Annotated in this window: 12 protein-coding genes and 1 pseudogene; 10 read left to right on the top strand and 3 right to left on the bottom strand. The window is 58.4% G+C overall.

Annotation, left to right across the window (positions count from 1 at the left end; all coding sequences use genetic code 11):
- Positions 1-111 precede the first annotated feature (111 nt).
- From K359_RS60985 to K359_RS0100055, 5 genes are all read left to right on the top strand, one after another.
- Positions 112-282, top strand: coding sequence for a hypothetical protein (locus tag K359_RS60985; protein ID WP_156928282.1), 171 nt, complete (start codon positions 112-114; stop codon positions 280-282).
- Between the two features lie 355 nt (positions 283-637).
- Positions 638-1,129, top strand: a complete 492-nt coding sequence (locus K359_RS0100065) for a TIR domain-containing protein (protein WP_029077491.1) — start codon at positions 638-640, stop codon at positions 1,127-1,129.
- Positions 1,130-1,136: 7 nt separating this feature from the next.
- Positions 1,137-1,784: a hypothetical protein gene (locus tag K359_RS58510; protein ID WP_084518224.1), complete on the top strand. Its 648-nt coding sequence runs from the start codon at positions 1,137-1,139 to the stop codon at positions 1,782-1,784.
- Between the two features lie 162 nt (positions 1,785-1,946).
- The gene (locus tag K359_RS0100060; protein ID WP_035975866.1) at positions 1,947-3,062 is read left to right on the top strand and encodes a nucleoside triphosphate pyrophosphohydrolase family protein; all 1,116 of its coding nucleotides are present in this window, start codon (positions 1,947-1,949) and stop codon (positions 3,060-3,062) included.
- The gene (locus tag K359_RS0100055) at positions 3,062-3,745 is read left to right on the top strand and encodes a uracil-DNA glycosylase (protein WP_029077489.1); all 684 of its coding nucleotides are present in this window, start codon (positions 3,062-3,064) and stop codon (positions 3,743-3,745) included. The genes K359_RS0100060 and K359_RS0100055 overlap by 1 nt, the downstream gene beginning before the upstream one ends.
- 93 nt (positions 3,746-3,838) lie before the next feature.
- Here K359_RS0100055 and K359_RS0100050 read toward each other — a convergent pair whose 3' ends face one another.
- Positions 3,839-6,988, bottom strand: a complete 3,150-nt coding sequence (locus K359_RS0100050) for a hypothetical protein (protein ID WP_156928281.1) — start codon at positions 6,986-6,988, stop codon at positions 3,839-3,841.
- 314 nt (positions 6,989-7,302) lie between these two features.
- Here K359_RS0100050 and K359_RS0100040 point away from each other — a divergent pair, with 314 nt between their 5' ends.
- Positions 7,303-8,886 carry a toll/interleukin-1 receptor domain-containing protein gene (locus K359_RS0100040; RefSeq protein ID WP_029077486.1) on the top strand — a complete coding sequence of 528 codons (1,584 nt, stop codon included), beginning with the start codon at positions 7,303-7,305 and terminating at the stop codon, positions 8,884-8,886.
- 97 nt (positions 8,887-8,983) lie between these two features.
- Complete coding sequence (locus tag K359_RS57055) at positions 8,984-9,910, top strand: hypothetical protein (protein WP_156928280.1); 927 nt, start codon at positions 8,984-8,986, stop codon at positions 9,908-9,910.
- A gap of 406 nt (positions 9,911-10,316) precedes the next feature.
- Here K359_RS57055 and K359_RS65740 read toward each other — a convergent pair whose 3' ends face one another.
- A complete protein-coding gene (locus K359_RS65740) occupies positions 10,317-10,682 on the bottom strand; it encodes a hypothetical protein (protein WP_029077485.1) in 366 nt (121 codons plus the stop codon).
- A complete protein-coding gene (locus tag K359_RS0100025; RefSeq protein WP_029077484.1) occupies positions 10,683-11,567 on the bottom strand; it encodes a S26 family signal peptidase in 885 nt (294 codons plus the stop codon). It abuts the gene before it with no gap.
- A gap of 165 nt (positions 11,568-11,732) precedes the next feature.
- On the opposite strand from K359_RS0100025, the gene K359_RS0100020 reads away from it, so the two are divergent.
- The 3 genes and pseudogenes from K359_RS0100020 to K359_RS0100010 form a co-directional block, all read left to right on the top strand.
- The gene (locus K359_RS0100020) at positions 11,733-12,752 is read left to right on the top strand and encodes a helix-turn-helix transcriptional regulator (protein WP_029077483.1); all 1,020 of its coding nucleotides are present in this window, start codon (positions 11,733-11,735) and stop codon (positions 12,750-12,752) included.
- The gene (locus tag K359_RS0100015) at positions 12,668-14,020 is read left to right on the top strand and encodes a hypothetical protein (protein WP_029077482.1); all 1,353 of its coding nucleotides are present in this window, start codon (positions 12,668-12,670) and stop codon (positions 14,018-14,020) included. Before K359_RS0100020 ends, K359_RS0100015 begins: the two co-directional genes overlap by 85 nt.
- 185 nt (positions 14,021-14,205) lie before the next feature.
- Positions 14,206-14,724, top strand: a pseudogene (locus K359_RS0100010) (phospholipase D-like domain-containing protein); the annotation flags it as partial.
- Between the last annotated feature and the right edge of the window lie 205 nt (positions 14,725-14,929).

The raw sequence follows: 14,929 nt of genomic DNA, 5'->3' as shown, positions 1-14,929 counted from the left end.
GTACGCATCCATTTCGGCTTACCAGCGGGAGTCATTTGAGCTTGAAGTGGGCCACTCAGTTCCAATCGCCGGGGGCGCTCGAACGGAGATCCTAATGCTCGAGTGAAATAGATGCTCGCCACGACGTCCCCCGGATTGTTGCGAAACAGGATGCTGACACGCGTCGCGCCGAGCGCCTTCGGAGACATCGCGAATGCCTGTTTCATGCCCGACATCGATGATGAGCGTGTTGACCACATACGCCAGCAATTTAACATTGATCAGACCGGCGAATTGGAATGACGGGATCACTTCCGCCTCCTGCGAGAGTATTCTGTGTGACGTTGCGATCGAACGGGCGAAATTGTGGCTGCATCTGCCCAAGGCCAATGAAGTCCGACTGGGCTGCCGTAAAAGCGGCACCGCCGTCCCTGTCGACCTGGCGCGCCACGATCGCGACATACTCCGAGCCGCCGCCGTCGAGGGCCACCGATTGCTAGGGGAATCACGGTGAAGGCACGAATCGCCTTCCGAACAACGGTCTCCGTTTATTATGGAAATCGCTCGTTCTACCCCAGGGTGCCTTGACATTTTCAAACACGTAAATATGTCCCCGTCGGGGTTCTTGCCCCGCGATCGAGCCGCTCGTGGAGGGACAATGTCAAAGCGCCGCAATGTCTTTATTAGCCATCACCATGCGGATGACGAGCATGTTAGCGGCCTGACTAAGTTGCTGGACCGGCAAGGCTTTCAAATACGGAACAGCTCGATTCGAGCGAAGCCATCCAACCAGGCTCGCCTAGACAAAAATCAGATTCCCGAGGAGACGTTGAAGCGGCTTTTGCGCATGAAGATGTCGTGGGCTTCAACCGTCATTGTTTTGGTAGGCAAAGAAACGCACCAACGACCATGGGTAGACTGGGAAATCCGTAAAGCTAATGAGCTCGGTAAGCGGATCGTCGGCGTTTTCACGAGAGGCGGAACCGAAGCCGATATTCCGCCTGCATTTGAAGAATATGGTGATGCGCTAGTCAATTGGAATTCTGATAGCGTGATCCAAGCGATCGAGGGCATAGATAGCCCGTTTGAGGCGGCGGGCAGCGCCGCGCCCCGCGCACTTGTTCATGCTGCGCGAACGGCTCGCTGCTAAGACCAGAATGGCAAAGGTCTATTTTTATGTCGTGGCTCGGGACTTCGGATTCGCGCCAAACCCATTCCACGGGATGTGCACGTTGGCTACATGTAAGCCAACCATTCGTCGCACTGCGAGAGCCGGCGACTGGGTTGTCGGCATGGGTGGTGCAAAATTAGATGCCGTCGGCCGTTGCGTTTATGCGATGCAGGTAACCGATGCACGCACTTTCGAAAAATACTGGGAGGAGTTGGAGTTCCGCGCTAAGCGCCCAGTCAGAAATGGCAGTCGAAAGACCATAGTTGGAGATAATATCTATCACCGATCATCTTCGTCCAAGAAATGGCAGCAAGAAGACTCTCATCATAGTAAGCCAGATGGTTCGCCAGATCCGCATAATATTCAGCACGACACACAGACCAACCGCGTGCTCATATCAAACCAATTCTATTACTTCGGTAAAACCGCGCCCCTTGTTCCTAAGGAAATTCTTGACGATTTAGGTTTTCGCAATGGGGTCGGTCATCGGGTCTTCTCGATCCAGGATGCGCAACCGTTTTTATCATGGCTCGACACTTCCTTTGGAAGTGAGGTGAATCTAGTGCTCGGTGATCCGTTCCAATTTACGCAGAGCACAGCCCGGTATTCCAAGAAAGCCGACAAGGTGATTTGACAATCGTCGACCACAGTTTGCGTTGCCCTTTGCGATCGAAGATGCCCCAAACCTGGTCAGTGCTGTGACGCAATCCTCTCGCTCGGGCAACACCTTATGTCTTCCGACTCAGTGCATAGTGCGATTGAAAACTTCGACGGCGTGAACACGGAGAAAGCCAACATGTTCATCGCCGATTACGAACGGCTGACCCGGGAAACCGACCGTTTCAGGCCGGAGGAGATAAATCCGATCCTCCTCGGGCTCTTCGGGGAGGTGGGTGGAGTTATGGCCGCGGCCAAGAAGCTGAGGAGGGAAGGCGCGGCGTTTGTCGGCTACCGCCGCGCGGTCGAGGAGGAATTCGGTGATGCACTCTGGTATTTTGCCGCCCTCTGCCGGCGCGCAGGCGTGCCCTTACACGAGGTGCTCGCCGCGGCTTTGTCGCAGGGCTACCTGTGTTCGATGTCGGCCGCGAATAATCCGCCGGGCGCCGTATCCCGGGTCTCGTCTCCGCAACCATCCGGCACGTTCGATGAAGTCCTGCTCAGTCTCGGAGGCAATGCGGCCAATCTTCTTGTTCTGGGGAAGCAGGCCCCGGACGCGCTGGCCCGCCTAACGGCTTTCGCCGACGCGTTCCTGCGCGCGTTGAGTGCCGCGGGCATTTCGTTTGCCGAGGTCGCGTCGGCCAACGTTCGAAAGGTGCGGGGTAGATTTCTAGCGCCCGTTCTGTCGGATCTTCCCGAGTTCGACGGAACTTTTACCGAAGAAGAAAGCCTGCCGCGCGAATTCGAGATCGTGATCCGTCAGCGCTCCGGAGGCCGCAGCGTCCTGGAAATGAACGGAGTGGTCATAGGCGACCCGCTGACCGACAACATCGCCGACCGCGACGGCTACCGGTTTCACGATGTCTTTCATTTCGCGCATGCCGCGGTCATGCACTGGTCGCCGACCTTTCGCGCGCTGATAAAACGCAAGCGCAAGAGCGATCCTGTCGTGGATGAGACGCAGGACAGCGGTCGAGCCATCGTCGTCGAAGAAGGCCTGTCGGCCTTCGTTTTCTCACACGCGAAAACGCTTGCCTTCTTCGAAGGCCAATCCTCGTTGTCCTTCGACCTTCTCAAGACGGTTCGGCAATTCGTCGATGGCTACGAGGTAGATGCCTGCCCCATGAAGCTGTGGGAAGATGCCATTTTACAGGGCTATGACGTGTTCCGTCGTGTAAAGAGGCACGAGGGCGGCATAGTTCGCGGAGACCGTAATCGCCGCAAGCTGGAGTTCCGGCCACTCGGAGCAGTCTGATGAATGCAGCCGCCCGTTTCGTGGCCACCGTCCGCGGCCTCGCCTTCGAAAACGTCTTCAATCCCTATTTCGATCGCTGTCCCGTTCATGACAGGGCAGACGCGCCGGCCAGACGGTCCGTGACACTGAGCGCCATCCTTGGGGCGGCCTCCTCGGGGGGAATCCACTCGGTGTGGATTGGAAGGGACCTTGGTTATCGCGGTGGTCGGCGCACCGGCCTCGCGCTAACGGACGACGTCCACGTTGCCGCTCATGCGGCCCGCTGGGGCATCGAAACCCGACGCTGCACGAAAGGATTGCCGGTCAAGGAGCGGACCGCGGGGCTGGCATGGTCGGTGTTGGATGAAATCGAGCTACCTGTGTTCTTGTGGAATGTTTTCCCCTTTCACCCTCACGAGCCGGGCCTTCCCTTCACGAATAGGTCGCATCGGGCTTGTGAGCGCGCCGTAGGGGAAGAGATTCTCTCCGAGTTGCTGCGGCTACTGCAGCCGGAACGGGTAGTGGCGCTCGGCGGCGATGCGGCCAAATGCGTCGAGCGCGTGGCGCCGGGCAAATGCCTGAAGGTCCGGCACCCAAGCTACGGCGGCCAGGCAGATTTCCTGCGTCAGATGTCCGATCTCTATGGGCCGCGCCAGGGCTCAAAGTCACAGGCCGATCTGTTCGGCGATGGTGGCCGACCTTAGGGCAGCACCTTTGATCGTGCCCCCGGTCAAAGTGTCTTCATGGTCGGCAACTAAGATTGTCGCATCTTAGCCAAGGCGTCATCAGAGTCAGCATCAAATTTCCGGTGACCTTGCACTGTCCGCGGGTTCCTTGACCCGGGTAAGATTATAAACATAGACCCGCAATGCATCTGGATCAGGAATATGTTGAGCAAAGCTGACAGCCTTTTGGGTGTGGTGTTCTGCGGCGGCCCGATCTCCTAGCCAGAAGTAATTCGCCCCTAGTAAGCCATGAGCCTTGCACGTCATTACCGTGGCCACATCGAGCGCTACAGAGTTGAGAATTGCGTTGCTCGCCTCGTATCGACCTTGGTCAGATAGTCCCTGAGCACGATAAATCTGTGCAATAGACGCATCATCCTCGGTCAAGGCGCCGTCGAGGAGCTGGAGGTTCTGCTGGTACACGGACACGCCTTCTTCATCACCGACCTCCCGGCAGGCCTCAAGTGCTTGCCGCGACTTTTCTCGTGCTTGGTCAATCTGACCGTCGTGAAAATGGTTTGCGCTGATCATCCCCAAGACCTTGGGCCGTAAACTATCGATGGCGTTGCCCCTGCTGCCTTTCATCTCAGTCAAGACCGCTTCGAGTTCGCGATTGCTTACTTCGTAATTGCCTTGCGCGGCCGCCGCCTGCGACGAATTGATCATGTCATACCACCGGCTGATCGGGTTGCCGTCGGAGGAGTGCAGCGTCTGCAATGGATCCTCGAAGCCGAGCTCATTCATAAGCTGCGCGATCTGAAATAGCGCGTCTACGTACGCGCGGGCTTGTTCCGGCGGCTCGCGTAATTCCTCGGGAACCATCATCCAAGTCTTGAAAAGTTCAGTTATTGTACGCGGGAAAGTCTGACAGAGCTGGCCCATCAACTTGCGGTCGTTCTTGAATGCTGAGTTGATTAAGATAACTTGCAGTTGCTCCGGAGCCGGCGCAGCATCCTCTAAGGGAGGCCGAGGACACTCGACGGGATGCTGGAACAAAAGTAGTTCTGCGCGCTCCAAAGCCGCGCCGAAAATCCCACCAGGAATCGAACGCCGGTCGAGCCGTTCAATGGGCACGGATCCGAGCCATTCTCCGGATTGTTCGTTTGCAGACTTGGCCAGCCGATGCACGTTACGCTCGGGGACGTCAACTGCGACGACGATGCGCGCCAACCCGGCCGCAGCGGCTGCGGTAAGCAGGCGTCGCGCAAGGTGGCCGTGTCTGAGCAAGACGGTCGGGGCCACGATCACCCAGACGTCGGCCGGCACCACGACTGGCTCGATCTTACCCCACGGCATGTGCCCAACCGGTATCAGGTCATCGCTTATCCAGGACATAGCGACCGCCGACGCAGCGATTTCGCTTTCGAGCGCAGCCAGGTGCTCGCTGGCCCATCCCGCGATCAAGACCGCGTCTCCTTCACAGCCGGCGATGACGATGACATGCGCCCGCCGCCGGTCTGACTTGTTGGGCATGGTGACGTGTGCCGGGAAAATCGGGCGCGTTCCAGACCCGATGAGTGTCAGCGCCTCGGTCCAATCCAGCGAACGGGGATTTCCATCGGCATCCTCCAGCAATTCGAGGCGCGAAGGGCCTACCGGGATGACGACGTTGCTTACTCCTTGAGGCGCAAGCGGCAAGCATCCGGTCACTACGCTGCTGTTATCGATATGGGCTCCGGGAGTGTGGCACACTTGTCGAAGTAAATCGAAGACGTTGATCAGGTCGGCGGTCTCGGTCAGAGCGATCGCGAGGCGCTCGAAGCACTGCTGCGGTGTCTGTATTTTGAATAGAAAGGTGTCGAGGATCGCCCGACGAACAACGTACGGTCGATCATTCATCATGTTCACAAAGTAGTGCTCGACCTCGGCTCCGAGCGCCGTCGATCGCGGCTCGGCGTGGAAGAGGACGAGGTCTTGATTCGAGACATTCGCCCCAATTGCCTCAAGCGTGCACCAAGCGCGCGAAAGGTAATGTTCTGGCTGATCGATGAGGACAACCGTATTCCCCATCATCTGTATCGGGCTAAGTTCGCGCAACCCAGACTGAAACACGGCTTCCTCGGAGGTGTTGCGCGGCACCTGCGGGAGACTGGCGAAGTCATACCAGAGGCATATGCCCTCGGTGAGGCGGTTTAGAACCGGGCAGCGTTCCAGCAACTGACGAAGCGAACCGAGACCGATGTCGGCACCTGCAGAATGGAGCACCCCGCGCGCCAGATGGAGTTCGATTTCCACGGCTTCCGCTGCGGCGGTGAGTATCTCACTCTCCGTCAGCTGTGGCCGCAGCAGATTCACGATCATCGTTTCGGCCAAGTCGCGCCCGGACAACCCAATGATTTGACCGAGGTCTGGCGCGTACATTCGCGGCGCCTGCAAACCTCGCCGGCTCGCTATGAGAACGGCCTCGCAAAGGTGATCGATCAATTGCCACGCCAGCAGGCTGGCTTCGCGGCCGTCTGGATCAGGATTGTGCGGCGTTCGCCAGCGGTGTGAGATGAATAGATAGAGGCGCCCCGCCTCTATCTGCTTCAAGAGCCGATCCTCCCATCGCTGACGGGGCAATAGCTTGCCCACCTCGATCAATGTTCCGAGCGAAACCCATGCGGCGTGCGGTAGCTGTATTTGAAAGTGCTGATTGAGAGTCGGCGAAGCATCGCGCGCAACCGCGCCGCGTAGCAGCATTTGAGGAGGATGAGAACGTCCGACAACCCACCTCTCTTCGAACTTAACGCCGCGGTCAGATCGCCGCTCGACGAGGAAATTAAGCGTCGTAGCGTTAATCTCGTAGCGCACTCTACCTTCGCTGATTGGCAGATCGAGCGCGCGCGGTCGGAGGGCATCGTGATTGCGCCTGAGGCGACGGATCCGCGCAGGTTCGCGATCGCGCTCTCGCTCGACTAGCATCCGAGCAATTGTTTGAACCGGTATCACTCCGCGACACGGCGTTGCTGCGGCGGTGCGATAGGCAAGTTCGTCATAACTCGGGTTTGGGACCATCCGCGCGTAAGCCAGTGCTTTCCACGCCTCCGTGACCTTGACCTGCTCACGGACCAGCGGGACGTTGCTCAACAAGGCATCCGGCGTGAGATCCGCCCATGCCCCGAGTTCGTGATCAGTCGGCATTCGGGCGTCAGTATCTGCTGATAAAAAGGAATTTGGATTCTTTTCCATAGACAATAGTCGGTTCAAACCGACGTCCCTCGGATCATGTTGTTCCAGCATGCCGAAGCACATAGGCTTCGACCACCGCCTGAATGAATTGCCGTATGATCGAAGAAGCAGTTTAGATTGACAATTAGAAGATGTATACGATAATTTATTCGCTTTAGCCGCCGCAAACCTATTTTAAGAGCTGCCAGTTCGGCACGGGGGTTGGCTTACCGCATCAACATTGAGGGGTGACCGTTAGGCGGGGGAATGTCTCGACAAAATCGACTTACCTCTAACGGTGTGCTGAACTAACCGCGGACTTTGCGTTGGAGCGAAATTTCACAGGCCTATACTAATTGTGATACTTGCATACGAAGGAGTGTCCGATGGATCCAACACCAACAACGGTGTTCATCTCATACGCCAGCGAAGACAAAGAGCTTGCGACTGCTGTCGAAGATGCACTCAACCAATTAGCCAAGAAAACGTTTTTTGACGTCGCAATTGTCCGCGATATTCACAGCTTCGATCAAGGACGATCACTAAAAAGCCAAGTGCTCGAGATGTTGCAGGGCTCGCAAATTTTACTCGTTATATACACTGAAACGTTGAAGAAAAGCCATTCGTATACCGGATTCGAATTAGGGGCGTTCAGTGTCTACATGAGGAACGACATCGAGGCTCGAGGCTGTACTGATCGCAGGATCATTTCGATGTTTCTGGATGATCCTCCTCAGGCAGAAGTTGACATGCTCGGCATTAAGCTGAACGTGGAGGCTATCAGCGATGGCCATCCGACCGATCGGGTTATCGATCCCGCCGATGGGCTTGGTGTGTTCTTCCGTTCGTTGTCGGATAGTAGCATCAGAAGTGTATATGAGCTCAAACACGGATCTAATTTGGACAACAAAAGGGCGACCGAGTTGTCAGGTCTGCTGGCAAGCGGTCAAGCGGAGGTTGATGATACGATACTTCCTGCACTTCGATCCTCATTGTTCAAGGCCCTGTCACGGATCGTCGAACGAAGTTCGATAGAGCAGACGCTCTTAGTAGTTAGTTGGAACCCGCCGTCAGCGGGAGGGGAGCCTCCTGGCGATTTGATGGAGGGCGCAATTCTGAAAGCCCTGAGTGCAACTAAGAACGCATTCTCAATCTTCGGCATCCAAACTAAGCAAACCTCGCTTGAGTGGGACAGATTTGTGAAGCATCTTGCGGAAGCGAACGCCGCTCATGCGCCGTTCATTACAAATGCTTTCAGAAATGTCGTTCGATCGGCGATCGAGCCTGGTCCGGTAGACAACGAGCAATTCTTCGTCGGGCAGAGCAACTCGATCCACAGGATTGTGGTGACGCGACATTTCTCCTTCTACGACGGTAGCCGATTGATGCACGTCTACTTCATCCCGATGTTTAAGCGTTACGAGGAAGGACCGGAAGCTATCGTGTTGGCCTTGTTGAATGTCGCCGCGCGCTATCGGATGCTATTTTTGGAAGAAGAATCGCCGCTTAGCTATAGGTCGGTGTTCGTCAACAAGGGTGATAAATCAAAATTTAAGAATTGCATTGAAGTGGTGTTGAGAAAAATATTCCTCATTGAAGACGAGAGTCATATCTACGGGCTCGATGAGCCGTCGAACTACTTTAAATACTATGGATCTGATGCTGACCCGGACGCTGTCACAAAATCGTTTGCTGACTGGGCCGAGGCCCGGAACGCATTGGTCAAGTGTTCGACAGAGCTATTGAGAGAGAATTGTGAATCGCCCAAATTTGACGGACTTATTGGAGGCTGGCTGAAGCAGTACAAGATGTTTCTAGACTTCACTTTGGAGGTCAACGTACGGCTAGGTTCGCGTGCAGCGCAAACTCTCCGCGACTGGTTCGATCCCACGTTGAAGGCATCGTCGCTCACGGCTCAGTCGACAAGACCGACAACAGGAGGAGCCGCATTGACAAAGCCGCTCGAATGATGCGCGTTACGTTGAGCACGATTAGGAGCGCGTGGCCAGTACACTACTGACGCGCCTCGCCTAACCTAGGTCAATGGAAGCAGTTTCGGAGAGTGTGGTGACTGCAAGGTGGCGCTATAAGCTCACTCCTTATGACGTCGATGGCATCGTCATTTTTGGACGAGATTTTCTCCAGCGATGGGGCAACCAGGCGTGGCCGTCGCATGACGATCCCGCAGGTGCAGATGATATCACCGCCGCGACCAAGCTGCATGTCCAGCTTGTATCGCGCATCAGCACGCAACGTCTTCCTTACGCCGACGGCGTGGAGGCCGCTGCGCTAATAAGCGTTTATCAGCTATTTGGCGAAGGACGTGAAATTTTCATGGCGCATTCCAGAAGCCGGTTGGTCGACGCCATTAGCTGGCATGTACTTAACACGCATGTCAGACCCTTCACGGCCAAATGGCACAGGCAAAGCGAGCGCGGCGCTCTCTCGGCGCTCGACGCCACGGACATTTTTCGCGACGACCTCTACACGTTGCAACAAAAGCTAACTCGCTTCGACGCCTTACTCATGGAAATCCGCGATGGACTGGCGCCACCTTCGGCGCTGGTGACCGCCGAAAGCGAGGACGAAAGTAGAATCGCGGATGAAATGGGTGAGGACGTTGAATGGCACATCGACGAGAAACTGGGCGGTCTTCGCGAGGAAATGGCGGCGGCGATAAATGCCGAAGAAAAGAAAGCCGTGACCGCGCGGCGTCACTATTACCGCCCTCTCCCCGTTGCGCACGAAACTTCGGCTCAGACTGACACTCGGTCGCACGCGACCCAATCGCAAGGCGCATTACCGGCCGAAGCGTCGGTAGAGGAAGCTTGGCGAAGTCGGCCACACGCCGTTGCTCTTGCTATTTCCGGTGGCGGCATCCGCTCCGCTACGTTTGCCCTCGGTGTACTTGTGGCACTCGCACGCCGCAATCTGCTTTATCAATTCGACTATCTCTCCACGGTCTCCGGGGAGGGTATTTGGGCGCGTTCTTGACGACATTTCTTAACGTCGAAGACGCAGGGAGCCACACCACTCCAATTGGTCTCCGACGGCACGAGTTGCCTTTCCTTCGGGACGACGGGGAGGCCGCAGCATTGCGCCATGTCCGTCACCATAGCAAATATCTTGCGACCGGGCGATTGTGGGAACGGCTGCAGATGGCATTCGCGCAGGTCTATGGTATGGCGCTGAATGGTTTTGGATTCGCCTATTTAGCGAGTCTGGCGGCGCTCGTGGAGTTGATACCTCGATCTGCTGCTTCAGCCTGACCCGGACAGAGCTTAGTTTGACCCCGTTCTTTGACAAAAGCGGAAAAGTGTCATCGCAACGATTACCGTGGTCCGGATGTCAAAGGTGCGCGTTCCATTCACTCGAACTTTCTCCCTTCCCATTCAGTGCACTAGATGGCCAAGGCGATTTGTTTGGGATGGATATCGTCGGCAGCAAACCCAGATACCGAGACGCCGAGCAACCTAACCGCTTTCTGCATCGGAAACAGCACCCTTAACAGATCGACCGAAACGTTCGACAGTTCATCACGGCTGCCGATTGCGCTGGCCAACGTGCGGCTACGCGAAATCAATTCAAAGTCGGCGAACTTCACCCTGAGTGTGACGGTCCGGTCCCGACTCCCCTTATCCTCGCAGTGCCGCCAGACCTTGAGTCTGGGTGGTTCGTTTAACGGACGGGCAGGCCTACCCTTCGCCGTCTTGTACGTTAGCGATTGACGACCTCGCGCACACAGGGCTTCGGTGTCCGTTTTCACCTACATCTTGCAGAAGCCGATCCGTCTGAATTCGCTAACATCGCTTCGCGGCACTTCCGTCCGAGTGTTTTTCAAGGACTCAAGTCCGATCTGGTCGCGGCTGACGTAGAGGAGCCTGCCCAGCACCGCCTTCACTTCCCAGGAATTCGAATCCTTGATCACCACCGCGACGTAGTCGCCCTTCCTCGGTTCGGAATAGGCGTCGAGGTAGATCGTCTGACCTTGTTCGAAACGAGGCGCGTAGGAATCGTCCGGGATCAGATAGGGGACGCATGAGGTCAGATCCTCGCCCGATGGATCGGCCGGTTGCAGGGTGACGAACCTTGTCTTCGACGTGGCGAGGCGGGGAGGCGATGCTTCGGAATTGCGGTCGAACTGATATGGGACGGTGCCTCGTCTGGGCCACCGTTCTGCTTCGCTCTGTAGTGCGTCAAGCAGATTCCGTGGCGGTGCGAGATTGTTTCGGCTTCGGACGCCGAATCCTTGGACCAGTTCTCCAAAGTCGATTCCAAGCAAGCGACAGAGCGCGACGATCTGGTCGGCTCTCAGTGTCGTGTTCTGAGATGCGACCGGCCCGAAGAAATCGCGGGAAGCGATATCCCCTTCGTCGACCCTCTCCAGCAGCCATCGGCTCAACATCAGTCCGGCGGCTTCGCGGACTTTGGTCGAGCGAAGGCGATGGATCGCCTCCGTCAAGGATTCGGGTGCATCGGGTGGGACGATCGAGAAGAAGGCGTGGGCGAGATCGGTGTCCTCCCGGTTCAGCTGCCGTTCGCCGCTGACGGCCCTGCTGACCGCGGCTTTCTCGACGCCGAGATAACTGGCCAATGCGGACTTGGGCAGGCCGCTCCTGGCGAACTCCTTGTCGAGCCAATGATCCTGCATTTAGATTACTCGCAAATTGTTTGGCAATTGTTGGTGTTATGCGAAAAATCCCTGAATTATCCGTTAACTATGAAAAGTGAACTTGGTTGCGTGCCCGAGGCTGGCGCGATCATTGCCATTTCAGTTGCCAAATTGGTTTGGAAATTTGTAATGGAGGGTAAGCCTATGCGTACCCAGCAGACTGAGACGACCGAGACCTTCCTGAACAACGCCGCGTTCCTCCCATCGCTGCGCTTGCCGGCCCTCGTTGACGATGAGGTGCCGGTGCCGGCCGGCGACGAGGCCGGCCGCCGCCGCACCCCTGCGACCGCGGCGCTCGACGCCTATGAGGAGAAGCACCTGAAGGCGGGCGGGAAGGTGGAGGCGAGCCCCGACCAGCCGAAGGTCCCGTACTGGAAGGCGATCGCCGCGAAGGTGAACCTGCCGGCGTCGCTCTTGGCGGCCAAACACCTCCCCTACCGCAAGCGCATCTTGGCGCTCGCCGTGACGTACGGCCTCGAGCCGGCGCCGATCGCGCCGACGCCGTTGCCGTTCGCGGACTTCGCCATGATCGCCGTCGCGCACCGCGAGCGCGAGTTGGAAGAGGAGGGTGCCGACGGCAGGGCGCAGAAGCTCGCCGTCTTCACCGCCGTCATGCAGGACATCGAGGCCGAGTGCGATCCCGATCAGGACGCTCGCGACGTCCTCGTGTCCGTGGTCACGTCGGCCGGCGCCGGGTTCGCGAACAAGTCCGCTGTCTTCTTCAATGAGGCCAATCGCGCGCTCGGCTATGTGGGCAACTGGGATGCCAACGAGGGCCTGCCGCGCAATCCGGCGCACCTGCTCCGCTACGCGCTCGCGCGCTCGGGCTTGAGCCAGTCCAAGGTCGCCAACATGGCCGGCACCAACCAGGCTACCCTCTCGAACTGGCTCACCGGCAAGCGCGGTCCGATCGAGGCTCACTTCGCCCGCGTCAACCTGGTCGAGAAGGCGCTGGACCTGCCGCACGACTCGCTGACCTCGCGCTTCGGCGCGTGGCGCCGCCAGGCACGGCCAGCCCGGTCTACGGCTCCACCGACTACGGCAAGGCGGCGCAGTGGCGCATCCAGAACCCGTACTGCATGCACGTCTGGTCGGAACGCCAAGAGGCCGAGTTCGCGGCCTTCGGCGAGTTCCGTAACGCGCCGCTCTGCCCCTTCGGCATGAACCGGCCGAAGGGCCGCCTCGGCGCCAAGACGATCCAGATGCAGCGCGACTGGCTGGCGAGCGTGTACGGCAGCTGGACGACGCCGCTCCATAAGCTGCGCATGGCTGGCGACGACATGACCGTGGCGCTGTTCATCTTCCCGCGCATGCTCCATGAGCGCCTGGCCTTCGCGCTGGCGCGCGATGCCGCGGCCAAGAACCTCGGCGTCGGGGAGGGCGCCCTCACCCGGTTCGAGGTCGACCAGATCCGCTGGGTCAAGAGCTTGCTCGATCCGGACACCGGCTGGCTGACGCAGATGCCGCACCTTGCCGAGCGCCTGGTGCCGGTGACGACGACGGATGGTGAGGTCATCATCTCCGACGCCGACATCACCCGTGTCCGCGCCGACTGGAAGGGCGCCTGCGCCGCGGCGCGGGCGGCGTACGTGGAGATGAAGGCGTCAAACCTCAAGCACGTGAAGGTGTCGCGCGACCCGCACGAGTCGGTCCGCCCCATCCTGCTGATGGACAACCCGTTGTCGGCCTTGGCGACCCTGTGCCGCGGTCTGGAGCGGGACATGGCCGGCCTCGATCCGGAGCCGCTGGCCTACGCCAGCAGGGACGCCTTCATCATCGGCATGCTGACGCAGGTCGGCTTCCGCAAGGGCACGGTCGAGGCGATGGAGGTCGACGACATCTTCTACGACGAGACCAGGGGCAAGTGGTGCCTGCGGGTCCCCGCGAAGCGCTTCAAGAACGGACAGGCCGGTCCCTATTTCGGCACCGGCCCCGGCCGGCGCCACCACTATGAGCGCGACCTCCTGGACTCGCACGGCCTCTACGCCGCCATCGAGCACTACCTGAAGGCCGGCCGCCGGCGGATCCTCGGCGGCTGCGAGACCAGCGCGCTCTTCGTCGTGAATCCCTACGAGCGCTGCGGGTTGCGCCAGCAGCAGTATTCCTGGTGCGAGAAGGGCCGCATGACGACCGCCTATCTCGGCCGGCTCGTCCACGGCATCATCGGCAAGTACCTGCGCCACGACCCCGAGGCCGGCGCCGGCATCCCGGGCATCACCTCGTTCCCGGGTCACGCGATCCGTCACATTCTTGCGACGGGGGTGTTGAAGCAGGCGGTGAACGGTTCGAAGTCGGCGACCGACGCTTGGCAACTCGCCGCCGACGCCATCCAGGACGGCGTCAGGACCGTCCGGGCCTACGTGCAGTACCTGCCGCGTGACCGGCAGGATGAGCTGTTGGCTCTGCTCAAGCGCGGTCTGATCAACGGCTGACTGAAGTCACCGTGATGACGACGCCGTCCACGAAGGAGAGCCGCGCGCATCGATCGATGCGCGCGGCTCTCCCGTTCGCGCTTCATGGCGCCGGCGGGCGCCGGTGCCGCTTTCCGAGTCGGATCGCCGATGAAGGGTAGGTCGGTTCCGCACCACTTCTCACTCCAGACAATTTCGTCACGCCCGTCAATGCGCTCATCGACGAAGCGCAAAATGAGATCCTGATTCAAAATCAGACATTCAACGCTCCGCTGCAGGGGCAGACCGATCTCGCGCAATTGATTGACGCGATAATCGCAAAGCAGCAGCAAGGCGTTTCCGTTCGCGTCATTATCCGCAGTTTTTTCCCGGCCACCGATCGCGCCAATCTGGAACTTCTGACCGATCGAGGCCTGAAAGTTGGCACCGTTCATTTTCAGCACAACAGCCACACTAAAGGCGTCATTGTCGACCGCAAGAAGGTGCTCGTGGGAAGCCAAAATTGGTCACAACTCGGCGTCACGCTTAATCGAGACGCGAGCTTGCTGTTCGACGATGAACCGCTCGCCAAGTATTTTGGAATGATATTCGACCACGATTGGGTCAATCTCTCCACCGACAGAATCGGTTCGGAAATGCGCGGCGCTCGAGTGGCGCAGCCGGACGAGGCCACGCCCGCCGGGCATGTGCGCGTCAATTCTGCGGATATTTTGGAACCTTCCTAGCTCGTCTTATTCGCAAGAGTGTGTCTGATGGGCTGGCGAGCGTGGTGTAAAGCGCTGATGCGGCGTAGGATTCGGTTGCAAAGCCAACCCCATCACCTCAACCGCGAACGCCTCGCCCGCCATGACCGACGATACGATTCTGCCCTTCTCGTTTCCAGCCGTTCACGCCAAGAAAGTCACAGCTGCCTTCGATGGCGGTCGGCTG

Origin of the sequence: Bradyrhizobium sp. th-b2, assembly GCF_000426785.1 — a bacterium.
In the GTDB taxonomy this organism is placed as follows: Bacteria; Pseudomonadota; Alphaproteobacteria; order Rhizobiales; family Xanthobacteraceae; genus Bradyrhizobium; species Bradyrhizobium septentrionale.
The sequence above is the reverse complement of the archived record's forward strand: the minus strand, read 5'-3'. Positions and strand labels throughout refer to the sequence as shown.